Source organism: Paenarthrobacter nitroguajacolicus (assembly GCF_007786235.1).
In the GTDB taxonomy this organism is placed as follows: domain Bacteria; phylum Actinomycetota; class Actinomycetes; order Actinomycetales; family Micrococcaceae; genus Arthrobacter; species Arthrobacter nitroguajacolicus_A.
On record NZ_VNFK01000020.1, the window covers coordinates 54,003 to 79,507 of the forward strand.

Genomic DNA, 25,505 nt, shown 5'->3' on the forward strand with positions numbered 1-25,505 from the left:
ACAGCAACCCTACTCCAGTGAGAAATCTCCGGAACAGTGACACGATGGGACGCATGACGGATCGACACTCACAAGCCGCGCCGCTGGCCTTCCACCACGCAGGGCATGGCCCCAACGCCTCCATCGGCGTGGCCATCTGCCACGGGTTCACGGGAAGTCCGCTCAGCATACTCCCCTGGGCCGAGTACCTGGCGGGGCAGGGCTTCGCCGTTTCTGTTCCCCTGCTCCCCGGCCATGGCACCAGCTGGCAGGACCTCTCAACCACCCGCTGGCAGGACTGGTACCGGACCTTTGAACAGAGCTACCTGGACCTTGCCGAACAGACTGAGACCTGCTTCGTGGCCGGACTGTCCATGGGCGGGGCCGTGGCACTCCGGGTGGCGTCACTCCACGATGTGCCCGGGCTGGTCCTGGTCAACCCGGGCCTGAGTTTCTACGACCGCAGGGTGAAGTACGTGGGCGCCCTGAAATACGTCATGCCGACCACCACTCCCATAGTGGAAGACAACCCTGCCCCGCTCACCGATGAGACCGGCGACTACTCCAAAACACCGCTGAAGTCGGTGCATGAGCTCAAAAAGCTCTTCCGTGCGGCTACGCGTGGGTTGCCCAGGGTGCAGGCCCCGGCCTTGGTCTTCAAGTCAGCGGTGGACGGTGTCATCCCGCCCAGCTCAGTGGCCACCATCAGCAGGCACCTTGCTTCGTCCCGTTTGAAGGTTGTCACCCTTCCACACAGCGGCCATGTGGCCACCCTTGATGTTGACGGCCCCACCATCTTCGAAGAATCAGCTGCGTTTTTCCGTCAGCACGCCGGCGACAGAGTAGCCTCAGAATCATCATGAAAATGCTTCCGGATTTCTCGCCGTTCCTCAGCAGCTGGAGCGGAACTGGACCGCGCGTCGGTGTGGTCATGTCCCACGGGTTCACCGGAAGCCCGCACAGCGTCAGGCCGTGGGCTGAACACCTGGCAGCGGCCGGGTACGCCGTTAGGCTGCCGCTGCTGCCCGGCCACGGCACCACCTGGCAGGACATGGCGACACGCTCGTGGCGGGAGTGGCACCGTGCAGTGGATGACGCCTATCTTGAGCTTGCCAATGAATGCGACTACGTCTTCGCGGCCGGCTTGTCCATGGGAGGCACCTTGGCGTTGCGGATCGCAGCCACCCGCCCCGTGGCAGGAACGGTGGTGGTCAACCCCGGACTGGTGCTCGATGACCCCCGCGCCGTCATCGTTGCCGCGCTCAAGTATGTGGTGAAGACAACTCCCGCCATTGCCAACGACATTCTCAAACCGGATCAGGACGAGGGTGCCTACGCACGGACACCTGTTGCGGCGGCACACCAGCTGAAGAAGATGTATAAGGACACGGCCAGCCTCCTCCCCCGCATCAGCTCTCCTGTCCTGGTCTACAAATCCACCGTCGACAACGTCATATCGAACGCCAGCCTCGAATTTCTCCGTTACCGCGTGCAGGCATCTGTGGACATCAACTACCTTCACAACAGCCGCCATGTTGCCACCCTCGACAACGACGCACCGGAAATTTTCGCCGGCACGGCCGACTTCATCCACAAGACCGTAGCGGCCCTGGCCGAACACGGGCCCTCCCCCGAAAAGGACACAGCCCATGAACAGGCCTGACCCCAATTCCGCCGATCAAAGCGCCAACAAGGACGACGACGCCGTATGGCAGGATCTGGTGGCCCGACTGGAAGCAACGGAGTCATCCACGGCAGGGGACGTCCCGGCATCCGATCCTGCCGGGCCCGATGCCCCAAAAGCCCCGAATGCACCCCGGGAATCCGGCAAGACATTCAGGGACTTCGACCCTCTGGGCTTGTCCACCCCGGCCGCGGAGCCAGCGGATGACGCGGCAGCTGTCCCGGCTGTATCCGAAGCCAGGGGCCGCCCGCTGGGCCCCCGGGATTTCGAAGTCGACGATGCTGAAGATGCGTTCGTCCCTGAGGACCCTCCGAGCCTTGTGGGAACTGAGCCACTGATCATGCTGGCATGGGTTGGAGCCGTGGGCGGACCCATCGCGCTGCTCTTCACTGCTATGTTCTGGCGGTCAGCGCCGCTCGCGGCGATCCTGGGGATCGTTGCCGCCTTCGTGGCGTCCGTGGTCTACCTCATCATGCGGCTTCCGCAGGAAAAGAATGAGGACGACGACGGCGCCCGCATCTAGCTGCCGACGTCGGCTTTCAGGCAGCGCGGCTTAGCTGTGGGCCCTGCCGCTGACCCGCGAAAGGTCGGCGGCACCGATCATTCCGGCCCGGGGTCCCAGCGCCGCAAGTTCGATCCTGGCCATGGGACGGAACCCACGGCCCGTCAGGTTCTTGGCGAACGAATCGCGTGCCGGCCCTGCCAGCAGCTCACCGGCATCGCACAGGCCCCCGCCAATAACGAACATCCCAGGGTCCAGGGCGGCGGCCAGATTGGCCAGGCCAAGGCCAAGCCAATCTCCTTGATCCGCCAGGAGTTCCCTCGACGTCGCATCGCCATCGAGCGCCAACGCCGTCACGGCGGCCCCGGTGATGCTGTCCGCAGTCCCACCGGCCTTCTCCAAGAGAGCCATGCCATCCGGAGAGTTGGTTCGCACAAGCTGCCGGGCTTCGCGCCCCAAGGCGTTGCCTGAGGCGTACTGTTCCCAGCAGCCACGGTTGCCGCACTCGCAGCGGTGCCCCCCTGGGAAGATGATCTGGTGCCCGAATTCTCCGGCCACGCCGTAGCGTCCGCGTTCCACCCTTCCGTCCATCACCATGGCACCACCAATTCCGGTGCCCAGGGTGATGCAGACAAGGCGGCTCTCACCTTGGCCTGCGCCGAAGCGCCACTCGGCCCAGGCGGCGGCGTCGGCGTCGTTCGTCAGGAGGACGGGACGCCTCAGCAGCTTCTGGAGGCTCTCCCTCAGAGGCTCGTTGCGCCAGGCAAGATGCGGGCTGAACAGAACCGTGCCGCCGTCAAGGTCCATCCATCCCGCCGCGCCGATCCCGACAGATGCAATTCGATGGTCCGCGCTCAGCTCATCCACCAGTTCCACGATGGTCTGCTCCACCGCCCGGGGGTCTGCACCCGGCGTGGACCTGCGGGCCTCGGCGAGGACGCGACCCTCAGCGTCCACCACGCCGGCAGCCACCTTCGTCCCGCCGATGTCGATGCCGATCGCCAAGCCTCGTCGGCCAAGGTGGCTACGGCGGGCCGCCCAGGGCACTTCCTTCCACGCTGTGGCCGGCGGCCTGAGTCGGGCGCGGAAACTGGACCTTGGTGCGGGCATCCCACCATCCTATTCCGCGCGGTTGCCGCCAGCGGGCAACCGAGCCCCGGATGGCCCCCAAGTTGCTTGAAATGACGGCACATCCGTAAAGTTACTCGCCAGTAGGTGAAATAGAACACACCTCCGCGAGCGGGCATACTAGAGTGAAAGCAGCCCTCTCGTGGCCCGTGGATATCAAAGGAGCTACCGTGCGTGAAATCAGTGTTCCTCCCCTCGTGAACATCGCCCCGGAAACCAACATCACGGACCTCGTGATCCGAGAAGCGGAAAAGGCATCCAACCCTGCACTCTTTGCCAAGTTGGACGGCAGTGGACAGTGGCAGGACATCCGTGCCAAAGACTTCCTCGCGGACGTGCGGGCCCTGGCCAAGGGCCTCATCGCCAGCGGAGTGGGCCAAGGCGATCGGGTTGGAATCATGTCCCGAACCCGGTACGAATGGTCCTTGGTGGACTTCGCCATCTGGTTCGCAGGAGCCGTCTCCGTTCCGATCTACGAAACATCTTCGCCGTCGCAGGTGGCATGGAACCTGGGTGACTCCGGAGCAGTGGCAGCCTTTGGCGAAGCTGCGCACCACGAGGATGTGATTCGCCAGGCCGTTGCCGCCGAGGACATCAGTTCAGTGGCAAACGTGTGGCAGCTTGAGGGATCCGGACTGGATGCCTTGCGCGCCGCAGGCGCCGGGGTCCCCGACGACGAACTCGAGTCCCGCCGTTCCTCGGCAGGCCTGGCCGACGTCGCCACGATCATTTACACCTCCGGCACCACGGGCAGACCGAAGGGCTGTGAACTGACCCACGGCAACTTCGTGGAACTCTCCGAGAATGCCCGCGCTTCCTTGCCGGAGATCATCAACGAGTCCGCAAAGACCATCATGTTCCTCCCGCTGGCGCACGTGTTCGCACGATTTATCTCAGTGCTTGCAGTGGCTGGCGGCGTCAAGGTAGCCCATACCCCGGATATCAAGAACCTCCTGGCCGACCTCCAGAGCTTCCAGCCGACGTTCATCCTTGCCGTACCCCGAGTATTCGAGAAGGTCTACAACTCGGCGTTGACCAAGGCAGAGGACGGAGGCAAGGGAGCCATCTTCCACCGGGCCGTGGACACTGCGATCGCCTATTCCAAGGCCCGCCAGTCAGGTTCCCTGGGCCTTGGGCTGAAAATCAAGCACGCCGTCTTCGACAAGTTGGTCTACGGGAAGCTCCGGGCCGCCATGGGCGGCCACGTCGCGCACGCAGTCTCCGGCGGTGGCCCCCTGGGTGAACGGCTCGGCCACTTTTTCCAGGGCATCGGGCTCCAGATCCTGGAGGGCTACGGCCTGACCGAAACCACGGCACCGATTTCCGTCAACACCCCGTCAATGATTCGTATCGGCACGGTGGGAGCGCCCTTGCCAGGCAACTCCGTCAAGATTGCCGACGACGGCGAAATCCTCGCCAAGGGTGTCTGCGTCATGCGCGGCTACTACAAGCGGGACGACCTCATGGAAGAAACGTTCACCGATGGCTGGTTCCGCACCGGTGATATTGGCGAGCTGGACAGCAACGGCTTCCTGAAGATCACCGGTCGCAAGAAGGAAATCATCGTCACTGCAGGCGGAAAGAACGTGGTTCCGGCGCTGCTGGAGGACCAGATCCGCGCCGACGCCCTTGTTTCCCAGGTCCTGGTGGTCGGTGACAACCGACCCTTCATCGGCGCACTCGTCACATTGGACGAAGAAGCACTGCCCGGGTGGTTGGATCGCCACGGACTCCCGTCAAGCACCACGTTGGCCGAGGCCACCGCCCATCCAGTGGTGAAGGCCGCGGTCCAGGAGCTCATCAGCAAGGCCAACCAGTCTGTGTCGCAAGCCGAGGCCATCAAGTCTTTCCGAATTGTGCCAGCCGACTTCACGGAGGCTTCCGGCCACCTCACGCCGTCCCTCAAGGTCAAGCGCGCCCAAGTCATGAAGGACTTCGATGCCGTGATCGAGGAAATGTACTCGGCACCCCGCGCGTCCTAGACCCTAACAAAAGACCCAGGCAAGACGGGTCAGGCAAGGCTGAACAGAAAAGTGCCCCGTCCGGAAAACCGGACGGGGCACTTTTGGTTCCTGGACGGCTAGCCGATCACCAACAGCAAATCGCCGCCTTGGACCTGCTCTACCGATGAGATGGCGAGCCGCGAGACCGTGCCCGCCACCGGCGTCGTGATGGATGCTTCCATCTTCATCGCCTCAATGGTGGCAACGGTGTCGCCTACGTTGACCACATCGCCGGCCTTGACCGTCACGGTGACGGCGCCCGCGAACGGGGCTGCGACCTGACCGGGCTGAGCCGGGTCTGCCTTCTCTGCTGCCTTGACGTTGCTGACCACCGAGCGGTCGCGCACCACCACGGGACGGGACTGGCCGTTGAGCGTACACATCACCGTACGCATGCCCTTCTCGTCGGCCTCGGACACGGCCTCCAGCTGGGCAATGAGGCGGACACCCTTCTCCAGCTCGATCACGTGTTCCGCACCTTGCTGGAAACCGTAGAGGTAGTCACGGGTATCAAGCACCGAGATGTTGCCGTAAGTGTCCACGCTCTTCAGGTAGTCCTTGGTGGGACCCGCGAACAGCAAGCGGTTCAGCGTGTGCTGACGGGTCTTGGAGTCGCCCTTGAGCGCAGCACTGTCTTCGGCGCTGATGTCGACGTCGCGCACCTTGACGCTGCGGCCCTGGAGGGCCTTGGTGCGGAACGGCTCAGGCCAGCCTCCGGGAGGATCACCGAGTTCACCGGAGAGGAACCCGATGACGGAGTCCGGGATGTCGTAGTTCTGAGGGTTCTCGTTGAAGTCGGCAGGGTCAGCGTTGAGCCCCACCAGGTGCAGGGCGAGATCGCCCACCACCTTGGAGGACGGGGTCACCTTGACCAGACGGCCGAGGATGCGGTCGGCCGCCGTGTACATGTCCTCGATGGCTTCGAACTGCTCGCCCAAGCCCAGCGCGATCGCCTGCTGGCGAAGGTTGGACAGCTGACCGCCGGGGATTTCATGCTGGTAGACCCGCCCTGTGGGACCGGGCAGGCCGGACTCGAAGGGCGCGTACACTCGGCGAACAGCTTCCCAGTAAGGCTCCATCGCACCGACATGGGCCAGGCTGAGGCCCGTATCGCGGGGCGTGTTGGCCAACGCTGCCACAAGGGCGGAGGCGGCCGGCTGGCTGGTGGTGCCCGCCAAAGACGCCGAGGCGACATCAACGGCATCCACGCCTGCGTCGACAGCCGCCAGGATTGTGGCCAGCTGGCCACCGGCGGTGTCGTGCGTGTGAAGGTGCACGGGGAGGTCAAAACGCTCACGCAAAGCTGTGACGAGTTTGGCAGCAGCGGCCGGACGCAACAGCCCGGCCATGTCCTTGATCGCAAGGATGTGTGCACCGGCATCGACGATCTTCTGGGCAAGCTCCAGGTAGTAGTCGAGGGTGTACAGGTCCTCGTTCGGGTCAAGCAGGTTGCCGGTATAGCACAGGGCCACCTCGGCAACGGCTGTGCCCGTTGCACGCACGGCACGGATGGCCGGGGCCATCTGGTTCACGTCATTGAGGGCGTCAAAAATCCTGAAGATGTCGATGCCCGTGGCTGCGGCCTCATTGACGAAGGCCTCCGTCACTTCTTCCGGGTACGGCGTGTAACCCACCGTGTTGCGTCCGCGGAGGAGCATCTGGAGGCAGGTGTTGGGCAGTGCCTGGCGCAGGGCTGCCAAACGGTCCCACGGGTCTTCGCCGAGGAAGCGCAAGGCGACGTCGTAGGTTGCCCCACCCCATGCTTCAACCGAAAGAAGTTCCGGCATGAGGGCTGTGACGGCCGGGCCTGCCGCAACGAGGTCACGGGTACGGACACGGGTGGCCAGGAGCGACTGGTGCGCGTCGCGGAACGTCGTATCCGTGACGGCCACGGCCTGCTGCTCCCGAAGCGCCTTCGCAAACCCCTCAGGACCGAGTTCGATCAGCTTCTGGCGCGAACCCGAAGCTGGAACGGGCCCCTCGATGGCAGGCAGCTTGCTTGCGGGGTCCAAGTGGACAGGGAGCTCGCCGTTCGGCTTGTTCACGGTGACCTCGGCCAGCCAGGTGAGCAACTTGGTGCCGCGGTCTGCCGAGATGTGCGACTTGAGCAGCTCCGGGCGCTTGTCGATGAAGTCCGTGGCCACGTTGCCGGCGTTGAAGTCCGGGTCGGCGAGAACGGCTTGCAGGAAGGGGATGTTGGTGGACACGCCACGGATGCGGAACTCAGCCAAGCCTCGTCGTGCACGTGCCACGGCGGCCGGGTAGTCGCGGCCGCGGCAGGTCAGTTTCACCAGCATGGAGTCGAAGTGCGGGCTGATCTCGGCACCCGAGTAGACCGTACCGCCGTCGAGCCGCACACCGGCACCACCGGCGGAACGGTAACCCGTGATCTTTCCGACGTCCGGGCGGAAACCGTTGGCCGGGTCTTCGGTAGTGATGCGGCACTGCAGTGCAGCGCCCTTGATGGAGACGGAATCCTGGCTCAATCCGAGGTCCGCCAGCGTCTCGCCGGAGGCAATCCGCATCTGTGCCTGCACGAGGTCGACGTCGGTGATTTCCTCGGTGACAGTATGCTCCACCTGGATGCGCGGGTTCATTTCAATGAAGACGTGCTGACCTGCGCGCTCACCCTCGGTGTCGACCAGGAACTCGACCGTTCCGGCATTGACGTAGTTCAGGGCCTTCGCGAATGCGACGGCATCACGGTAGAGGGCCTGGCGGATGTTCTCGTCCAGGTTGGGCGCCGGAGCGATTTCAACAACTTTTTGGTGGCGGCGCTGCAACGAACAGTCCCGCTCGAAGAGGTGCATGACATTGCCCTCGGCATCGGCCAGGATCTGGACCTCGATGTGGCGCGGACGCAGTACAGCCTGCTCAAGGAACATCGTGGGGTCGCCAAAGGCCGCGTCGGCCTCGCGCATGGCCGACTGCAGTGCTTCGGGGAGGGCTTCGCGCGTCTCGACGCGACGCATGCCACGGCCGCCACCGCCGGCAACAGCCTTGGCGAAGATGGGGAAGCCAATATCGTCGGCTGCTGCAATAAGTTCGTCAAGGTCCTTGGACGGCTTACTCGACTTCAGGACGGGCACACCTGCCTTGCGGGCAGCTTCCAGGGCGGCAACCTTGTTGCCTGCGAGCTCAAGGACCTCGGCGGGGGGACCCACGAAAGTGATTCCCGCGGCCTTGGCGGCACGGGCGAGATCCGGGTTCTCGGAGAGGAAGCCATAGCCGGGGTAAATGGCGTCTGCGCCGGCTTCTTTGGCAACGCGGACAACCTCCTCGACGTCCAGGTAGGCGCGGACGGGGTGGCCCACCTCGCCGATCAGGTAGGCTTCGTCGGCCTTCTGCCGGTGGATCGAGTTACGGTCCTCGTGCGGAAAGACGGCTACGGTCTTGGCGCCCAGTTCATAACCAGCGCGAAACGCCCTGATCGCGATTTCGCCGCGATTGGCCACCAGAATTTTCGAAAACATACTTCTCCTGCATCATTGCGGGTGGATCGGTCGGTGGTCACAGTGTGTAGTGCCGCCAGCATCAAACACAAATCTTTGTGGCAACCATCACAAAGGAATCGTCATGTGGGCTGTATATGCGTGCGCGCGATCCGCCGGCATTCTAATGCCAACCCTTCTCTCCCTCGGCCGGGCGCGTAGAAAGCGGGAATCGACGGCGATGCACCATATGATGTTGAGGGGGCTTCGGCAAGCCCCGGCTCCGGCGCTTCCGGAGCCGAATCAGCGCGATACGGCAACCGGCGTTAGGTTTTGGGTTTTCAAGTGCAAGTAGTCAGCATCAGCAGCCTCAAAGGTGGAGTGGGAAAGACGTCCGTGACCACGGGTCTGGCGTCCGCAGCCCTCGCAGCCGGCATTCCTACTTTGGTGGTGGACCTCGATCCCCATGCCGACGCCACTACGGCCCTCGGCGTTCAGCCTGGCGGGCAACTGGACATCGGCCGCATGCTGAAAAGCCCTCGCAAGGCCAAGCTCCAGGAAAACGTGGCCGGCAGCAGCTGGGTCTCCAACGGTTCCAGTGATGGAACTTTGGATGTCGCAGTGGGTTCGGCCTTCACGGGAATCTATGACCGCCCCGACCTTGGCAAGCGCGACCTCCGCAGGCTGTCCGCCGTGCTGGCCGGTACCACCAGCTATGACCTGGTGCTCGTCGACTGCCCACCGTCCTTGAACGGGTTGACCCGGATGGCATGGAGCGCCAGCGACCGTGTAGTACTTGTCGCCGAGCCCGGACTCTTCTCAGTCGCAGGCACTGAGCGGACCATGCGCGCCATTCAGCTGTTCCGGCAGGAGTTTGCTCCCCATCTGGCCCCGGCCGGCATCGTTGCCAACCGGGTCCGCACTGGATCAGCGGAGCACACGTTCCGCCTGGCCGAGATGGAATCAATGTTCGGGGAACTGCTGCTGACCCCTCACATTCCGGAACAGGCCAATTGGCAACAGATCCAAGGCGCAGCCCATTCGGTGCACCACTGGCCTGGCGATTCCGCCAAGAACTCCGCCAAACTTTTCGATGCCCTGCTCCAGAGCCTCCTGGAAGGCCAGCCTGCATTCCGGGATCGCCGCCAGCGCTGATCACACCTTCACCGACGCACAAAGAAAGCCTCTTCCCCGCGGGGAAGAGGCTTTCTTTGAATGATCTGAAGTTCCGTGGATGGTGTTTAGCCGATGCGACGCGCTACACGGCGTTTGCTCAATTCGTCGTCCGGAAAGGACTGCTCCGCGGCGTGCTCGCTCGGAAGCGCGGCAAGGCTTCCCTCAACTTCCCGCCATACGCGCCCAACAGCGATGCCGAAAACGCCCTGTCCACCTTGCACGAGGTCGATGACTTCGTCTGCGGAGGTACATTCGTAGACGCTGGCGCCATCGCTCATGAGCGTGATCTGGGCAAGGTCTTCGACGCCCCGCTCGCGGAGGTGCTCAACAGCGGTGCGAATCTGCTGGAGGGATACCCCGGTATCGAGAAGGCGCTTGACCACCTTGAGGACCAGGATGTCACGGAATCCATAGAGTCGCTGGGAACCGGAGCCGGCAGCACCGCGCACTGCGGGCTCCACCAAGCCGGTTCGTGCCCAATAGTCGAGTTGGCGGTACGTGATACCTGCGGCCTTGCATGCAGTAGGACCGCGGTAGCCCGCGTCCTCGTCCAGCACAGGAAGGTCCTCTGTGAAGAGTAGACCTTGGGCGCCGGATGCGGGCGCAGCCATGCTGGCAGAGGACTGCTTCAGCTCGCCTGCTTCGCCTTTCGGACTCACGTGACCTCCTTGTTCTCAGTTCCCTTGGGGACGGTGCATACCCTGATACAACGACGAAATGCAGCAGTGTAATTCCCGCAAGTCCGCACCTTCCAGTGTGACTTGCGCAGGCAGTGTATGCAACGGGAACTTGATATCTTCGACGTTAGGCCCGTGAGGCTCCGAGGTCAAAGACCTTCGCATCAAAATCCGGTCGTGTCGAAAGTTTCACCCTCAACTTTAAGCTTAGGCCAGCTCAGCCTTCGAAGTCTTCCGGCTCAACGTCATCCAGGAACTCCCGGAAGCGTCGCATTTCGCGTTCTTCGTCCACGGTGGGGTCCGGCTCGGAGTCCTCGCCTTCATCGTGCTCGGTGATACGGACGCCGGCCTCTTCCATAACGGCGTCGGCGCACCAAATACGGCATTTGGCCCGCAGTGCAAGCGCCAGCGCATCCGAAGCGCGCGAGCTGACCACTGTGCCGTCGTCGAACTGCAACTGACCGTAGAAGATGTTGTCCTCAACGGCCACGATGTTGACGCTGATAATCGAGTGGCCCAGCGATTCAACAACATCCACCAAAAGGTCGTGCGTCATCGGCCGGGGCGGGACGACGCCCTGTTGGGCCAAGGCAATGGCGCTGGCCTCGGGAGTTCCGATCCAGATGGGAACGTGCCGTTCACCGTTGATTTCCCGAAGGAGTACCAGCGGTTGGTTGGACGGCAATTCGATCCGGACACCGACGATTTCGACTTCGATCATCAGCTGTCCATCCGCGAGATTCGGTCGTGAACGAGAGCCCTGTGGAGGGTGAGGCAGAGGTCGCTGATTTCCCGCGCAGCCTCGGCTGCCCTGGCCTGGGACGCAGCGTCACGCCGCGATGTCAGGGGTGCAACAACCCTTTCCACCAAACCGAATTCCCGTTCCGCTGCGGCTTGGAAGGGACGAAGGTGCCGAGGTTCAAGGCCGTGGCCCTCCAATTGAACGCAGGCCCTGGCTACCTGGAGCGCGTGTTCATCGAATTTACCGCCGATATGGCTGATCAGCCCAAAACTCAGGAGCGACTCCAGCAACGGCACGCTGGCGCCCGACTCGGCACGCAACTGCTCTTCCGTCAGTGCGCGAGCACGTCCCTGGACTTCGGCAGCCATCTCGGCAGAAACAACCCTGGGCGACACGGAAACACCAGGGGGCAAATTGTCGGGCCGTTCTCCCCTGTCAATGGCGTCAAGGTAGTCCTTGATGACCTTGAGGGGAAGGTACTGGTCGCGCTGCAGCGCCAGGACAAAACGGAGCCGCTCAACGTCGCTGTCCACGTACTGCCTGTAGCCGGCAGGGGTCCTCTTCGGAGTGATGAGCCCCTTCTCCTCAAGGAAGCGGATTTTGGACGCAGTCATCCCGGGGAAGTCGTCGCTCAGCTGGGCAAGGACCTCACCAATGTTCAGGACCTGCGGTCCGCGCCGGTCCGGCTGGGCAATAGCCACAGGCAGTTACCCCGTCAGACTTGGCCTGCTGCGCGGACAGGGCTCAGGTAGTAGGTCAACCGGAACTTGCCGATCTGAACCTCGTTACCGCTTTTCAGCTGCACGCGGTCAACGCGGTCATGGTTTACATACGTTCCGTTAAGGCTCCCCATGTCCACCAGTTCGAAGCCGGACGCAGACCGGAGGAACTGGACATGCTTCCGCGAAACCGTGACGTCGTCGAGGAAGATGTCCGCATCCGGGTGCCGACCAGCCGTAGTGGTGTCCGCATCCAGCAGGAACCGGGCACCGGCATTGGGCCCGCTATGGGCGATGAGCAAGGCCGAGTTCGGCGGAAGTGCTTCCACGGATGCACGCTCTTCAGGGGCCAACTTGGGTGCAACGCTTGGCTCGTCCCACGTTGGCGTGATGCTGATCGAGGTGGTCTCCGACGTCGGCTGTTCCTCCGCGCCGTTCCCGACATTGGCTTGATTCTGTTCGCCGCCAACCATGGAATTTCCTCCTCATCCGCCGGCAGTTCCAAAACCTGCCAGCCACTTCCGCATCCCGGTACCGCCGGGCAAATCGGTTGCTGGCCCGCCGTCGCGCTTTCCCGCTAAGGAAAACCAGACTGGCGGGCCAGATAACTTTAGCCTACCTGTTGTTCGTACTCCGATGCACTGAGCAGGGAATCCACTGCATCTGCTTCTGCGAGCTTTACCTCAATGAGCCAACCTTCGCCGTACGGGTCCGAGTTGATCAGGGCAGGATCAGTGTCCAGGGCGTCATTGCGATTGGTGACCTCGCCGGACACCGGGGCGTAAATGTCACTGACGCTCTTGGTGGACTCGACCTCGCCCACAACCTCATTGCCGGTGACCTTCGTCCCCGGTTCGGGCATCTGGGCATACACCACATCACCCAACGCGTCCTGCGCAAAGTCGGTAATGCCAATCCGCACTACGCCATCGGCATCTGGAGCGGTAACCCATTCGTGTTCGGCGGTGTACGAAAGTTCTTCTGGAATATTGCTCACGGGTGGCCTTTCATCGGGACAATTACGAACCTCGACGGCGGCCCACACTGTCGGCCACCGCTGAAAGTATAGGCACAATTCCCCTGCGCCTGATGGGGTCTCTGCAATGATTGACCCATGACTGAACAAGCACAAGTACCAGCTCAGAAAAAGCGCAATTGGGGCGTCAAAATTATCCTGATCCTGGTGGCATTGCTTGTCGCCGTAGCAGCCTACTTCATTCTTGGTGCCATACTTCCCCGCTGGTGGTCCGATGTCATCGCCGGCCAGATCCGTCGGGATCTCGGCGCCAGCGTCCTGGTGGGCATGTTCTACGGTTTCGTCTTCACTTTCCTTCCACTCCTGGTTGCGTGGCAGGCCACGCGCAAATCGGTGGGATGGCCGTGGAAGATCGTCATACTCCTGGTAGCCGTCGCCATCGCTACTCCGAACCTGCTCACCGCCGGCATCGTCTTCGGCAGCACGGAATCAGCCCACGCCGGGCAACGCACGCTGAGCGTCGATGCAGGATTCTTCACCACCTGGACGGCGGTTTCCGCAATCGCTGCCGTGGTGGTCTTCATTGCGGTCACCGTACTCTGGGCGCTCTGGCGGCGGCGTGGCAAGCAAATGAAGGTACTGAGGCAAGCAGAAAACGAACGCATCAGGGCTGCGAAAACCGCAGAGGCGGAACGGCAGGACCCCACACCGAACGTTTAATATGCGAAAGCCCGCCGCGGACATGGTCAGCGGCGGGCTTCTTCGTTCAGGCAGCCCATCGTCAGGCGACAGGCGCCTCGCGCGGTTCGCGTTCGACGTCGGACATTGCGGCGGGCGTCCCGCCTCCCCTGCGCTTTGCGGTTGCAGCCGCTGCCAGCATGACCAGCAGTGCGGCAACGGTAATGCCTGCCCCGGCCCAGATGGGCGAGGTGTAGCCCAGGCCGGCGGTAATGGTCACCCCGCCAAGCCAGGCTCCCAGCGCATTACCCAGGTTGAAGGCACCGATGTTCGCACCGGAAGCCAACGTTGGGGCAGTGGACGCAAAGTGCATGACCCGCATCTGCAACCCCGGAACCGTGGCAAAGCCAAAACCACCCATCAAGGCAAGCGAGATCAATGTGGCAGTACTGTTGCCCGCGGTGAGGGCGAAGAAGACCAGCACCACCACAAGGCCGGCGAGGATGACAATAAGGGTCTTATCCAGGGCCTTGTCGGCAGCCCTGCCACCGAGGAAGTTTCCAACGAATAGACCGCCACCAAAGAGCACCAGGAGCCACGGAACTGCGCTGGACTCGAATCCGGAAACCTCAGTGAGGGTGAAAGCAATATAGGTGAAGGCGCCGAACATGCCGCCAAAGCCGAGGATGGTCACGATGATGGACAGCCATACTTGGCCGGACTTGAAGGCGCCCAGCTCGCTGCGAAGACCCTTGGCGGGCTCAGTGCTGGCTTTGGGGACCATGAGTGCGATGCCAAGCAGCGCGACTACGCCGATTGCGGTGATGGCCCAGAACGTGGAACGCCAGCCAAAGTTCTGGCCGAGCAGGGTTCCGAACGGCACACCCAGCACATTGGCCGCAGTAAGCCCCGTGAACATGATGGCGATGGCACCGGCCTTCTTGTGGGCGGGTACGAGGCTGGCAGCAACGACCGAGCCGATGCCGAAGAAGGCACCGTGGCACAGTGCTGCAACGATGCGACCGATCAACATGGCTGTGTAAGTATCGGCAATCGCCGAAAGGAAGTTGCCGGCAATAAAGAGAACAAGCAGGCCGATAAGGACCGGCTTGCGAGGCAGCCGGGTGACCGCGGCCGTCACCAGGAGGGCGCCAACGGTGACACTCAGGGCATAGCCGGAGATGAACCAGCCAGCTGAAGCCTCGCTGACCTGGAAGTCGGCAGCAACTTCCGGCAAGAGGCCCATGATCACGAATTCGGTCAGTCCGATGCCGAATCCACCGAGGGCAAGGGCAATCAACCCTGCGGGCATGTGGAGCTCCTTAATTGATGGTTCCACGGAAAGTGGAAGTGCGCCGCCGGGAACCGTAGAATAATAGTTGCAGACGCTCTATATATAGTTGCACACGCTAGATACTTGCGCAAGCAACTACTTTGTGGACGCGTCGCGATTTATCCGAAAACAAGGCAGGAGCACAGCAGACATGGGCATCAAGGATGACGCCGTAGAAGTACGGGCACAGGGTTGGCGAACCCTTGCGGCCCTGCACGGAAGCATCGAGGCGGAACTGGAGAAGGCACTCCAGTCCTCCAGCGACCTGTCTGTAGTTGAGTACACCGTGCTGGATGCACTGAGCCGCCAGGACGGCTGGCACATGCGGATGCAGCAACTGGCCCGCGCCACCGCACTTTCCAGCAGCGCCACCACCCGCCTGGTCAACCGACTCGAAGACCGGGGGCTGCTCACCCGGATCCTGTGCGCTGATGACCGGCGTGGCATCTACACCGAGCTCACGGCAGCGGGCCAGAAGCTCCTCGAAGCTGCCAAGCCGGTCCATGACGAGACCTTGGCGTCAGCCCTTGACGCCGCCGAGTCCGTGCCTGAGCTCGAGCCGCTGGTGAGGGCGCTCGGCGCACTGCAGAAGGTCTAGCCAAATCCCGGACCCGCCCGGGCATTAACGACCAAAGGCCGGAATCCCGCGTTTCCGCGTGATTCCGGCCTTTATGGTCGGGCTGACAGGATTTGAACCTGCGACCCCTTGACCCCCAGTCAAGTGCGCTACCAAGCTGCGCTACAGCCCGCTGGTTCCACCGTTCTCCGCCTAAGTTTTCCTCCGAAGAGTCCCACCTAAGCAGTCCGGCCGAACCACCTCCAAAAGCTTACACGAAGTTGGAGGGTGCCAACGCCATCTCAGCCAAACTCCGCTGTGATGCCCGTCTCAGTTAGCGCTTCTTGCCACGCTTCTCGCGTACGCGCATGTTGACCTCGATGGGAGTGCCCTCGAAGCCGAAGGTTTCGCGGAGGCGACGCGTGATGAAGCGTCGGTATCCCGGGTCCAGGAAGCCAGTGGTGAACAGCACGAATTTCGGCGGTCGGCTGGATGCCTGGGTGCCGAAGAGAATGCGGGGCTGCTTTCCACCACGGACGGGGTGCGGGTGCGCTGCAACCAGCTCGCCCAGGAACGCGTTGAGGCGTCCGGTGGGGATACGGCGGTCCCAGCTCTCCAAAGCAATATCCAGCGCAGGGACCAAACGGTCCTTGTGCCAGCCGGTCTTGGCCGAGATGTTGACGCGGGGAGCCCATTCGACGTGGGCCAGGTCCTGCTCGATTTCCCGTTCGAGGTAACGGCGACGTTCGTCGTCCAGCAGATCCCATTTGTTGAACGCGAGCACCAGCGCTCGGCCGGACTCAATCGCCAACTGCAGGATGCGGACATCCTGCTCGCTCAGGACTTCGTCGACGGCAAGAAGCACGACGGCGACCTCCGCCTTCTCGAGCGCGGCCTGCGTACGCAGGGATGCGTAGAAGTCGGCACCCTGTGCCATGTGCTGGCGGCGGCGGATACCCGCGGTGTCAACGAAGCGCCAAGTGCGGTCACCGAGTTCGATGAATTCATCGACGGGGTCGCGCGTGGTGCCGGCCAGCGGATCCACCACGACGCGCTCGGAGCCAGCGAGCTTGTTCAGCAGCGAGGACTTGCCAACGTTGGGGCGGCCGATCAGGGCGATACGGCGAGGACCACCTGAGCGCTCCACGCCTTCCACCAACGAGTACTCGGGAAGGGTGTCCATGACGTGGTCGAGGAGGTCGGCCACGCCGCGGCCGTGGAGTGCCGAAACAGGGTACGGCTGGCCGAAGCCCAGGCCCCACAATGCTGCGGAGTCCGCTTCCTGTGCGAAGTCGTCCACCTTGTTGGCCACCATGATGACCGGTTTCTTGCTCTTGCGGAGCATCTTCATGACGCCCTCATCCGTGGCGGTAGCGCCGACGGCGGAGTCCACCACGAAGAGAACAGCGTCAGCGAGCTCCACGGCCATCTCGGCCTGCTCGGCCACGCGGGCGTGGATGCCCCGGGCATCGTGTTCCCATCCACCAGTGTCAACCAGGGTGAAGTTGCGTCCGTTCCAGCGGGCGGAATACATGACACGGTCGCGGGTAACACCCGGGGTGTCTTCCACTACTGCCTCGCGGCGGCCCAGGATGCGGTTCACCAGGGTGGACTTGCCCACGTTCGGACGACCGATGATGGCCAGGACGGGGTCAAGCTTGAGGGGACCTTCGTCGCCTTCATCGCCGTACTCGCCGCTGAGCAGCGCAGCATCTTCGTCGTCGAGGTCGTAGTCGTCCAGACCCGCGCGAAGGGTGGCGGCTCGGAGCTCGGCCTCGTCATCGTCCAGGGCAGCCAGGTTTTCAGCCACCTGGTCGGTGCCGGTGGGCGTGTATTCGTCGTCGCCGGCTCCGTGGAGGCCGGATTTTTGAGTCGTATCGCTCATTGCACTTTCCTTAGTGGTGGTCTGCCGGCGTCCCGGCTACTGCTGATTGGCGGTGCTGCGGAGTGGATGATCCGGGCGCAGGCTCCGAGGGGAGGCCCTGGCCTGTGGCCCGAATGGCACCCTGGACATGTTCTGCCAGGGCTGCACGGATCTCCGCAGCCGCCCTGTCCATTGAAACACGCCCGGGTTCGCCCTTCCGGCGCTTCACCGTGATGGGTTCGCCGAAGCTGACATACAGCTTTCGGCGTGGTGTTGGAATATGGTCTCGATGCTCGTCGCCCTGACGGGTTCCAAGGATGGCGACAGGTATGACGGTTGCTCCTGAGTTGAGGGCGAGCCAGGCAACTCCGGAACTGATACTCGCCGCTGCGCCACTCCCCCGGGTCCCTTCCGGCAGAATTCCGACGCAACGGCCGGCGTCGAGCAGTTTCTTGCCGGTATGCAATGCGGTGCGGTCACCGGTCCGGTCCACCGGAATTTGGCCGGAGCCCCGGAGGACCTTGCCCAGGAAGCCTTTGAACATCTCTTTCTTGACCAAAATGTGCATGGGGCGCGGCGAAGCGCCGAACATCACTGGTCCATCCAGGAAGCTGATGTGGTTTCCGGCGAAAACCACCGGCCCGGCGGCGGGCACGTTGCTTTTGCCCGTCACCGCTGTCCGATAGATGACGTGGTCCAGGATCCACCCGACCGGCCGGCTCCACAGACGGGTCCACTCAGCCGGAAGCTGATTCTCAGTCCCCATAGATGACCTTGCTGACGATCGCCAGAGCGGTATCCACGGTTTCTTCGAAGTTGAGGTCCGAGGAATCGAGTGTCACCACGCCGTCGGCTGCTTGCGTAAAGTTCACCACCGTGGAGTCCTTGGCATCGCGCTGGAAGACCTGGGCGGCGAGCTGTTCCTTGCTTTGGGTGCCGCCCAACTGGATTCCGCGACGCCGGAGCCTGGCTTCCTCACTGGCGGTCAGGAGCATGCGGACCTCGGCATTGGGAACGACGACGGTGGTGATGTCGCGTCCTTCCACCACCATGCGGTGGTGGTGCTGGTCGACCAGCTCGCGCTGACGTCGGATCAGCTCGGTACGGGCGCCGAGGGTGGTAGCCACTGCACTCACCGACGAAGAGATCAACGGATCCCGGATTTCGTCCGTGATGTCTGTTCCATCAACAGCAACGTACTCCGTGGCCGTGGTGGTGCTGATCTCCAAAGGCATGGTCTTGGAGGCCTGTTCCACCGCAGCACCATCTTGGAGGTCGACGCCGGTCTTGAGGCAATACCACGTCAGGGCGCGGTACATCGCACCGGTGTCGAGGTACGCCAGCTTCAAGCGTCTGGCGACTTCCTTGCTGACACTGGACTTTCCCGATCCTGACGGGCCGTCGATCGCAATCACGAGCGGCTTGCCGGGACGGGCGACTGTCTCCGGTCCAAAAAATTCACGCGTCATTACTGGAGTACCCGCCATCCACGGTCAGTCAAAGCTTCAACAAGGAGGTCATGCTTGCTGGGAAGGACGGAAAGCTCCACCATGCCCACGTTTTGTCCCGACGAATGGTCGAGGCGAAGGTCTTCGACGTTGACGCCGATCTCACCGATCTCCGTGAGGAGGTGTGCGATCTGGCCCGGCTTGTCATCCACCAGGATGGTGAGCCACGAGTATGCCTGCGGAGGTCCGCCGTGCTTGCCGGGGATCCTAGCCTGGCCTGCATTGCCTTCACTGATCAGCTGTGCAAGGTCAAGCCGTGCACCGGGTGCCAACGGTTCTTCCAGCGTGCCGATCAAACGATTCAGGTCCTCGCGGACACCGTGCAGGATGGACACTACCTTTTCCGCATTGCCACCCAGGATCTGCACCCAGAGGGTGGGATCGCTGGCTGCGATACGGGTGGTGTCACGGAGTCCGTTGCCTGCCAAGGAGAGAGCGTGCAGAGGTGTACCCTGCAAGCGGCTCGCCAGAAGCGAGGACATGATTTGCGGCAAATGCGATACCAGCGCCACAGCTTCATCGTGCTCGTCCGCGGTGAACTGCGAAACGATCGCCCCAAGGTCCCCCGCCAGTGAACGCGCAGTTTGGACGGCGTCGCCCGCGGTTTCCTCCGACGGGCAGACCACCCACGGCATCGAAGTGAAAAGTTCACCCCTGGCCGCGACAGGGCCGGACTTTTCCCGACCTGCCATCGGATGCGTTCCCACGTATCGGGACAGATCCACGCCACGTTCGCGCAACTGCGCCTGGATGGTCGCTTTAACGCTGGCAATGTCCACCACGACGGCGGAAGGGTAGTCCGCCAGGGCTTTCTCCACGACGTCGGACGTGACATCCGGCGGAGCGGCGACGACTACCAACTGGGGTTCTTCGTCCAGCTCCGCCAGAGGCCGACCCGCACCGATATCCACCGCGACCGCCTGATTGGTGGGCGAAGGATCGGAAAGGAACACCGGAACCCCGCGTCCGCGCAGGCCGAGGCCGATGCTGGCCCCAAGCAAGCCCGTACCGAGAACGACGACCGGGCCATCAAGATGGCCCCGGCCGTGCGTACCGAATGCCGACATGCCCTAGAGCCCCACAGATGCCAGGAGGTGTCCGACTTCCTGCCTGCCAAGGTTGCGGATGCTGCCCTGGCGCTGGTCGCCTAAGCCAATGGGACCGACCTTGACGCGGACAAGCCGCTCTACCGGGAACCCGACGGCGTCAAACATACGGCGCACAATGCGGTTCTTGCCCGAGTGCAGGACGACCTCGATGAGGACGTGGCCCGGGGTGGAATCAACCAAACGGAAGGAGTCCACGGCAGCTACGCCGTCTTCAAGCTCGACGCCGTTCTTCAGCTTTGCGCCCACGCCCTGCGGGAACGGGCCACGCACCTGGACCAGGTACGTCTTGGGTACCTCATACGAAGGATGCGTCAGCCGGTTGGCGAGTTCGCCGTCGTTCGTCAGCAGCAGCAGTCCCTCGGTAGCGACGTCCAAGCGGCCGACGTGGAACAGGCGTTCGCCCTTGTTCTTGTTGTTCTTGAGGAAGTCGCTGATGCACGGGCGGCCTTCGGGGTCTTCCATGGTGGAAACGACGCCCTTGGGCTTGTTGAACACCATGTAGACGAGGGTCTCGTCCAGCTGGATCCGGATGCCGTCCACGTGGATCACGGCGGACGTCGGATCTACGCGCATGCCCAGTTCGGTGGTGACCTGGCCATCGACCTCGACGCGGCCTTCGAGGATCATTTCCTCGCAGACGCGGCGGGAAGCCACGCCGGCCTGGGCCATGACCTTCTGCAGGCGGACGCCGTCGACATCGTGAAGATCAGACTGCGGGACCTCCTGGCGCGGACCCCGATTGCGGCCCGGCTTGCGGATGGGACCAAGGTTCTGGCCGAAGCGTTCGCTTCCGAAGGCTTTGGAGCCGTACTGCTTGGCCGGCTTTGCCTTGGGCTTCAGCGCGCCCGGCGTGCCGGGGGCCTTGCCAAAGCCGGGCTTATTGGAGCCGGGCTTGCGGAAAGGCTTGGCCGGCCTGGCGGCCTGGCCGCGATCGTAGTCGCCGGCCGACGTGGGGTTGTCGGGATCGAAGGGTGCCGCTTCGCGAGGCTTGGAAGCCTTGAAGGGGCGACCCTCGCCCTGGGGAAAGTTGCGCTTTCCAGCGCCGGCGCTGCCGCCGCGGCCGGAGAAGCCGCCGGCGTTGGAGCGGCCCGTGCCACCCCTGGCCTCATTGCGTCCAGAACTGTTGCGTCCCGAACCGTTACGTGGTGAACTCTGGCGTCCCGCCTGTGTCATGACCCGTCCTAGTGTAGTAATGGCCGGCATTTGGTGTTGAAATCAACACTAGCCAGCCGGGCAGACATCGTCTGCCCCTTGTCGCTGTGCACCCCTGAAAGGTGCTGTGAATCTGTATGGAATTGTCGTGCAGCGCCGGTGTAAGCCTGCGGCTACATCCGGCTGGCGTCGTAGTACTCGTCGATTCCTTCCAAACCCGGAAGGTGCGGCGAGAGCTGGGGCAATTCCGCCACCGAGCCGATGCCCATCCGTTCCAGGAAGTACGAGGTTGTCCGGTACAGGACAGCACCCGATTCGGGATCGTTTCCGGAGTCCTCGATCAAACCTCGCTGGGTAAGAGTCCGGACCACGGAATCGACGTTGACGCCGCGAATGGCGGACACCCGGGCCCTGGAGACCGGTTGCCGGTAGGCGATGACCGCCAGTGTCTCAAGCGCTGCCTGAGTAAGCCTGGTGGTCTGCCCTTCGAGGACGAACCTGCCCACGATGTCGGCGAAATCCGACCGTGAATAGATTCGCCACCCCCCGGCGACGTTCCGCAATTCAAAACCCCGGGGTGCAGTGCTGGCATCGGCAAAGCCGACAGCATCCACGTCCGGGGCTTTAACAGTATAGCCGCTATACTCCCGCTGCAGGTCCTGCAGCAAATCCTCGACGACGGCGACCGTGACGTTGAGTCCTGCAGCGAGCTCTTCGGACGTGGCTGGCTGGTCGATGACCATGAGCACCGCTTCAAGCGCTGCCCGAGGGCCACCGGGAAGTGCCTCCAGTTCCGCCAATCCGTCCTGGAGCGTTTTCTGTTCACTCACTGCCGTTTTCCCCGCTTCCGATTCCGTCAGGTTCAGGCCCTGCCTCATACTCTTCACTCAGGCTTGAACTGTCCCACTCGGCGTCGTCGCCGGTCCAGCGAACTGTCAGTTCCGCCAAAGGCTCGGGCTGCTCGAAGGCGACAACCCTGTCCCGGAACATCTCCAGCAACGCCAGGAACCGTGCCACCACCACCAGGGTGGTCTCGGCGTCGACAATGAGTGTTTGGAAGGACAGAGGGGCGCCGAGTTTCAAGCGATACCCCATGATCTCGGCTTGTTCCTTGACGCTCACGGGCGGCGCGTGGAGGTGGCCCAAGCCCACTTCCTCAGGTGCAGCTTCCTTGGGTTTGAGCGCCTTGGCTGCCAGTTCGGCGAACTGCTCCGGACTGTGTCGCCAGACAAGCTCGGGCAGCAGTGCGGCGAAATGGCCTTCCAGCGCGACCTGGCGCGGGTATCGCCTGGCTTCCTGTTCCAGTGTTTCGCCCAGGATTCCGGCGATTTGCTTGAAGGCCTTGTATTGCAATAGCCGGGCAAACAGCAGGTCCCTCGCCTCCAGAAGGGCGATGTCCTCGGCGTCTTCCACTTCGCCGGCAGGCAAAAGGCGGGCGGCCTTGAGATCAAGCAGCGTGGCAGCGATCACCAGGAATTCGCTGGCTTCATCAAGCGCCCATTCCTCCCCCAGTTCCTGGAGACGGCGGATGTATTTGATGAACTCATCAGTGACCGTGGCAAGCGCCACCTCGGTGATGTCCAATTTGTGTTTGGAGATGAGGCCGAGCAGGAGATCGAAGGGGCCGGTGAAGTTGGCCAGCCGTACCTCAAAGCCCGCCTTGCGGGAATCGGAGGTACCGGCGTCGGGCGTTTCCGCTGCAGCGGCGGGTTCTGCTTCCGATGTCGGAGCCAGTGACGGTACCACCGTCCGCTAGGGCGCGCCGCCGCGCGAAATCAGTTCCGTGGCAAGCCGGCGGTAGGCGTCGGCGCCGATGTGATTGCCGGCGTAGCTGGTGATCGGTTCAGCGGCCACAGTAGCGTCGGCGAACTTGATGGAACGCTTGATGACGGTCTCGAAGACTTTGTCGCCGAATGCCTCCACGAGGCGCGAAATTACTTCGCGGCTGTGCAGGGTACGGGCGTCGTACATGGTGGCCAGGACGCCGTCCACCTGCAGGCGCGGGTTGAGGCGGTCCTGGACCTTTTCGATGGTCTCCACCAAGAGGGCGACGGCTCGCAGGGCGAAAAATTCACAGATCAACGGAATGATCACACCGTGTGCGGCGGTCAGGGCGTTGACTGTCAGCAGACCCAAGGAAGGCTGGCAGTCAATGAGTACGACGTCGTAATCGTCCTCGACGCTCTTGAGGGCGCGGTCAAGAACCTGTTCGCGGGCCACCTCGTTGACAAGCTGGACTTCGGCTGCGGAGAGGTCGATATTGGCGGGGAGCAGGTCCACGCCCTCCACGCCGGTTTGCTGGATGGCATCGCGGATGTCCACTTTGCGGTCCATCAGGACGTTGTAGACGGTGAGGTCGAGTTCATGCGGGTTCGCGCCGAGACCGGCGGAAAGCGCACCCTGGGGATCAAAGTCCACCAACAAGACACGTCGGCCAAACTCCGCCAGCGCCGCTGCAAGGTTGATGGTTGACGTGGTTTTACCCACACCGCCTTTTTGGTTAACCATGGCGATAACCCTCGCTGGACCATGGGAGTCAAGCGGAGCGGGTTCCGGGAATTCGCGATGAGGGCGGCCCGTGGGCCCCATGATGGCGTCTTCCAGATCGAGCCCGGCGCCTTCCAGCGTAGCTGTTCCCCGTTCGATGCTCACGTATCTAACCACTCTTTCGACGACGATCTTCCCTGCCGCTGGCCCCCAGCTACAGCGCTACTACCCCTTTAGGCTACAGCGCCCGACACGGTTATTCGGGGAACTTGACTTTGTCCGCTATTTGAGCCTTGACCCTCTAGTTGAGGTCTAAGGTTGCCCCTGGGCCTACCGAAATCAGGAACGGCACGAAGGCCGACACCCTGCGGGTGCCGACCTTCGTGCCGTGGTGTTGCGTTGGTGCTGGTGTTGCTAGACGGCTGCCTTCTCGCGGGTGTCTGCCTCGGGAGCAGCTTCCTCCTCGCCGCCGTGGGCGATCATGGTCTGCTCGTCGAACGGTTCGCTGCCGGAGAGGACCCGCTCCACCTGTCCGTTGTCGATTTCCTTGACCCAGGTACCGATCAGGACAGTCGCCACGGCGTTTCCGGTGAAGTTGGTCAACGCACGGGCCTCGGACATGAAGCGGTCGATGCCGACAATCATGCCCACGCCACCCAGGAGCTCCGGCTTGTGCGCCTGGAGGCCGGCGGCAAGAGTGGCCAGTCCGGCACCCGTGACACCTGCGGCACCCTTGGAGGCGATGATCATGAAGACCAGCAGGGAGACCTGCGCCCCGAGATCCAGCGGAGTACCCATCGCGTTGGCGACGAACAAGGAAGCCATGGTCAGGTAAATCGCCGTCCCGTCCAGGTTGAACGAGTAGCCCGTGGGGACCGTGACGCCGACCACCGGCTTGGAAACGCCCAAGTGCTCCATTTTGGCGATCAGGCGGGGCAGTGCCGCTTCGGAGGATGAGGTGGAGAAGATCAGGAGGTATTCACGGGCCAGGTACTTCATGAGCTTGAAGATGTTGACCCCGGCTACGGCGCGGAGCAGCGTGCCCAGGATGACCACGATGAACAGGGCGCAGGTGATGTAGAAGGCCAGCATCAGGGTGAACATGCTGAGGATCGCTTGGGCGCCTGTGGCACCTACGACGGCGGCGATGGCACCGAAGGCGCCTACCGGAGCCAGCCACATGATCATGATGAGGATGCGGAAGACGAGTCGCTGCCCGTGTCCGATGGCGGCGAGGATGGGCGCCCCTTGCTTGCCCATCTTTTGCAGGGCGAAACCAACCAGGATCGCGGCCAGCAGCGTGGGCAGGACCGGAATATCGCCAGGGATGATTCCCAGGAGGAAGTCCACGGTGCTGTTGGTGTCGGCCTTCTTGGTGGGATCGTAGGGGGTCAGCTTGAGGCCCTCGCCTGGGTGGATGAGGTTGCCCACCACCAGGCCAATGGCAAGTGCGAAGGTGGACATGGCCACAAAGTAGCCCAATGCCAGCCCGCCGACCTTGCCGACCGTTGCGGCCTTGGCGATGGAGCCGATGCCCAGGACGATGGTGCAGAAGATGACCGGAGCGATCATCATCTTAATGAGCTTGATGAAGCCGTCGCCGAGTGGCTTGAGCGACTTGCCGACCTCAGGGAACATCAAGCCGACCAAGGCGCCGAGCACTACGGCCAGGATGACAGCGATGTACAGGTAGTGCGACTTATCGAGCCCCTTGCGTCCACCTTTGGCAGCTACTGCCGACTCTCCTCGTTGAGAGGTCATGGGATTCTCCTTCTGGATACTGTGTAAGGCGCTGCGGTCC

The 25,505-nt window shown here is 62.8% G+C and carries 24 protein-coding genes and 1 tRNA gene; 7 read left to right on the forward strand and 18 right to left on the reverse strand.

Going from position 1 to position 25,505, the window contains the following annotated elements:
* Nucleotides 1-53: 53 nt before the first annotated feature.
* From FQP90_RS19975 to FQP90_RS19985, 3 genes are read left to right on the forward strand one after another with little or no spacing between them, the layout of a single operon-like run.
* The gene (locus FQP90_RS19975; RefSeq protein ID WP_144652812.1) at nt 54-842 is read left to right on the forward strand and encodes an alpha/beta hydrolase; all 789 of its coding nucleotides are present in this window, start codon (nt 54-56) and stop codon (nt 840-842) included.
* Nucleotides 839-1,642, forward strand: a complete 804-nt coding sequence (locus FQP90_RS19980; protein WP_144652813.1) for an alpha/beta hydrolase — start codon at nt 839-841, stop codon at nt 1,640-1,642. The genes FQP90_RS19975 and FQP90_RS19980 overlap by 4 nt, the downstream gene beginning before the upstream one ends.
* Entirely contained in the window at nt 1,629-2,186 is a 558-nt protein-coding gene (locus FQP90_RS19985) for a hypothetical protein (RefSeq protein WP_144652814.1), read from the forward strand. Before FQP90_RS19980 ends, FQP90_RS19985 begins: the two co-directional genes overlap by 14 nt.
* A 30-nt stretch (nt 2,187-2,216) precedes the next feature.
* Here the strand turns inward: FQP90_RS19985 and FQP90_RS19990 are convergent, their stop codons facing one another.
* Nucleotides 2,217-3,275 (reverse strand): ROK family protein, encoded by a 1,059-nt coding sequence (locus FQP90_RS19990; protein ID WP_144652815.1) that lies wholly within the window; start codon nt 3,273-3,275, stop codon nt 2,217-2,219.
* A 188-nt stretch (nt 3,276-3,463) separates the two neighbouring features.
* Between FQP90_RS19990 and FQP90_RS19995 the strand changes: the two genes are divergently transcribed.
* Nucleotides 3,464-5,275 carry an AMP-dependent synthetase/ligase gene (locus FQP90_RS19995; protein ID WP_144652816.1) on the forward strand — a complete coding sequence of 604 codons (1,812 nt, stop codon included), beginning with the start codon at nt 3,464-3,466 and terminating at the stop codon, nt 5,273-5,275.
* Nucleotides 5,276-5,373: 98 nt separating this feature from the next.
* Here FQP90_RS19995 and FQP90_RS20000 read toward each other — a convergent pair whose 3' ends face one another.
* Nucleotides 5,374-8,769 carry a pyruvate carboxylase gene (locus FQP90_RS20000; protein ID WP_144652817.1) on the reverse strand — a complete coding sequence of 1,132 codons (3,396 nt, stop codon included), beginning with the start codon at nt 8,767-8,769 and terminating at the stop codon, nt 5,374-5,376.
* A gap of 303 nt (nt 8,770-9,072) precedes the next feature.
* On the opposite strand from FQP90_RS20000, the gene FQP90_RS20005 reads away from it, so the two are divergent.
* Nucleotides 9,073-9,882 carry a ParA family protein gene (locus tag FQP90_RS20005; protein ID WP_144652818.1) on the forward strand — a complete coding sequence of 270 codons (810 nt, stop codon included), beginning with the start codon at nt 9,073-9,075 and terminating at the stop codon, nt 9,880-9,882.
* Between the two features lie 86 nt (nt 9,883-9,968).
* On the opposite strand, the gene FQP90_RS20010 is transcribed toward FQP90_RS20005, so the two are convergent.
* The 5 genes from FQP90_RS20010 to gcvH form a co-directional block, all read right to left on the reverse strand.
* Nucleotides 9,969-10,562, reverse strand: coding sequence for a MerR family transcriptional regulator (locus tag FQP90_RS20010; RefSeq protein ID WP_144652819.1), 594 nt, complete (start codon nt 10,560-10,562; stop codon nt 9,969-9,971).
* 235 nt (nt 10,563-10,797) lie between these two features.
* On the reverse strand, nt 10,798-11,301 hold the full coding sequence (locus FQP90_RS20015) for a bifunctional nuclease family protein (protein ID WP_144652820.1): 504 nt from the start codon (nt 11,299-11,301) through the stop codon (nt 10,798-10,800).
* Entirely contained in the window at nt 11,301-12,017 is a 717-nt protein-coding gene (gene ftsR / locus FQP90_RS20020) for a transcriptional regulator FtsR (protein ID WP_144652855.1), read from the reverse strand. The genes FQP90_RS20015 and ftsR overlap by 1 nt, the downstream gene beginning before the upstream one ends.
* Nucleotides 12,018-12,037: 20 nt before the next feature.
* Nucleotides 12,038-12,514 (reverse strand): FHA domain-containing protein, encoded by a 477-nt coding sequence (locus FQP90_RS20025; protein WP_144652821.1) that lies wholly within the window; start codon nt 12,512-12,514, stop codon nt 12,038-12,040.
* Between the two features lie 137 nt (nt 12,515-12,651).
* A complete protein-coding gene (gene gcvH, locus FQP90_RS20030; protein ID WP_144652822.1) occupies nt 12,652-13,038 on the reverse strand; it encodes a glycine cleavage system protein GcvH in 387 nt (128 codons plus the stop codon).
* 117 nt (nt 13,039-13,155) lie between these two features.
* Between gcvH and FQP90_RS20035 the strand changes: the two genes are divergently transcribed.
* Nucleotides 13,156-13,737 (forward strand): hypothetical protein, encoded by a 582-nt coding sequence (locus FQP90_RS20035; protein ID WP_144652823.1) that lies wholly within the window; start codon nt 13,156-13,158, stop codon nt 13,735-13,737.
* Nucleotides 13,738-13,798: 61 nt separating this feature from the next.
* On the opposite strand, the gene FQP90_RS20040 is transcribed toward FQP90_RS20035, so the two are convergent.
* Nucleotides 13,799-15,007, reverse strand: a complete 1,209-nt coding sequence (locus tag FQP90_RS20040) for an MFS transporter (protein ID WP_144652824.1) — start codon at nt 15,005-15,007, stop codon at nt 13,799-13,801.
* 172 nt (nt 15,008-15,179) lie between these two features.
* Between FQP90_RS20040 and FQP90_RS20045 the strand changes: the two genes are divergently transcribed.
* Nucleotides 15,180-15,626, forward strand: a complete 447-nt coding sequence (locus FQP90_RS20045) for a MarR family winged helix-turn-helix transcriptional regulator (protein WP_144652825.1) — start codon at nt 15,180-15,182, stop codon at nt 15,624-15,626.
* Nucleotides 15,627-15,700: 74 nt separating this feature from the next.
* Here the strand turns inward: FQP90_RS20045 and FQP90_RS20050 are convergent.
* The 10 genes from FQP90_RS20050 to FQP90_RS20095 all read right to left on the reverse strand — a co-directional run bounded on the left by FQP90_RS20050 (nt 15,701) and on the right by FQP90_RS20095 (nt 25,465).
* Nucleotides 15,701-15,777, reverse strand: a tRNA-Pro gene (locus tag FQP90_RS20050).
* Between the two features lie 141 nt (nt 15,778-15,918).
* Complete coding sequence (der, locus tag FQP90_RS20055) at nt 15,919-17,469, reverse strand: ribosome biogenesis GTPase Der (RefSeq protein ID WP_144652826.1); 1,551 nt, start codon at nt 17,467-17,469, stop codon at nt 15,919-15,921.
* A 10-nt stretch (nt 17,470-17,479) separates the two neighbouring features.
* The gene (locus tag FQP90_RS20060) at nt 17,480-18,214 is read right to left on the reverse strand and encodes a lysophospholipid acyltransferase family protein (RefSeq protein ID WP_144652827.1); all 735 of its coding nucleotides are present in this window, start codon (nt 18,212-18,214) and stop codon (nt 17,480-17,482) included.
* Nucleotides 18,204-18,917 (reverse strand): (d)CMP kinase, encoded by a 714-nt coding sequence (gene cmk / locus FQP90_RS20065; RefSeq protein ID WP_144652828.1) that lies wholly within the window; start codon nt 18,915-18,917, stop codon nt 18,204-18,206. The genes FQP90_RS20060 and cmk overlap by 11 nt, the downstream gene beginning before the upstream one ends.
* Complete coding sequence (locus FQP90_RS20070) at nt 18,917-20,023, reverse strand: prephenate dehydrogenase (RefSeq protein WP_144652829.1); 1,107 nt, start codon at nt 20,021-20,023, stop codon at nt 18,917-18,919. Before FQP90_RS20070 ends, cmk begins: the two co-directional genes overlap by 1 nt.
* A 3-nt stretch (nt 20,024-20,026) precedes the next feature.
* Complete coding sequence (locus FQP90_RS20075) at nt 20,027-21,238, reverse strand: pseudouridine synthase (protein ID WP_144652830.1); 1,212 nt, start codon at nt 21,236-21,238, stop codon at nt 20,027-20,029.
* A gap of 152 nt (nt 21,239-21,390) precedes the next feature.
* Entirely contained in the window at nt 21,391-22,047 is a 657-nt protein-coding gene (gene scpB / locus FQP90_RS20080) for an SMC-Scp complex subunit ScpB (protein WP_144652831.1), read from the reverse strand.
* Nucleotides 22,040-22,963, reverse strand: a complete 924-nt coding sequence (locus FQP90_RS20085) for a segregation and condensation protein A (protein ID WP_144652832.1) — start codon at nt 22,961-22,963, stop codon at nt 22,040-22,042. The genes scpB and FQP90_RS20085 overlap by 8 nt, the downstream gene beginning before the upstream one ends.
* Before the next feature lie 6 nt (nt 22,964-22,969).
* On the reverse strand, nt 22,970-23,869 hold the full coding sequence (locus tag FQP90_RS20090) for a ParA family protein (protein WP_144652833.1): 900 nt from the start codon (nt 23,867-23,869) through the stop codon (nt 22,970-22,972).
* Between the two features lie 249 nt (nt 23,870-24,118).
* Nucleotides 24,119-25,465: a cation:dicarboxylate symporter family transporter gene (locus FQP90_RS20095; RefSeq protein ID WP_144652834.1), complete on the reverse strand. Its 1,347-nt coding sequence runs from the start codon at nt 25,463-25,465 to the stop codon at nt 24,119-24,121.
* Nucleotides 25,466-25,505 lie beyond the last annotated feature (40 nt).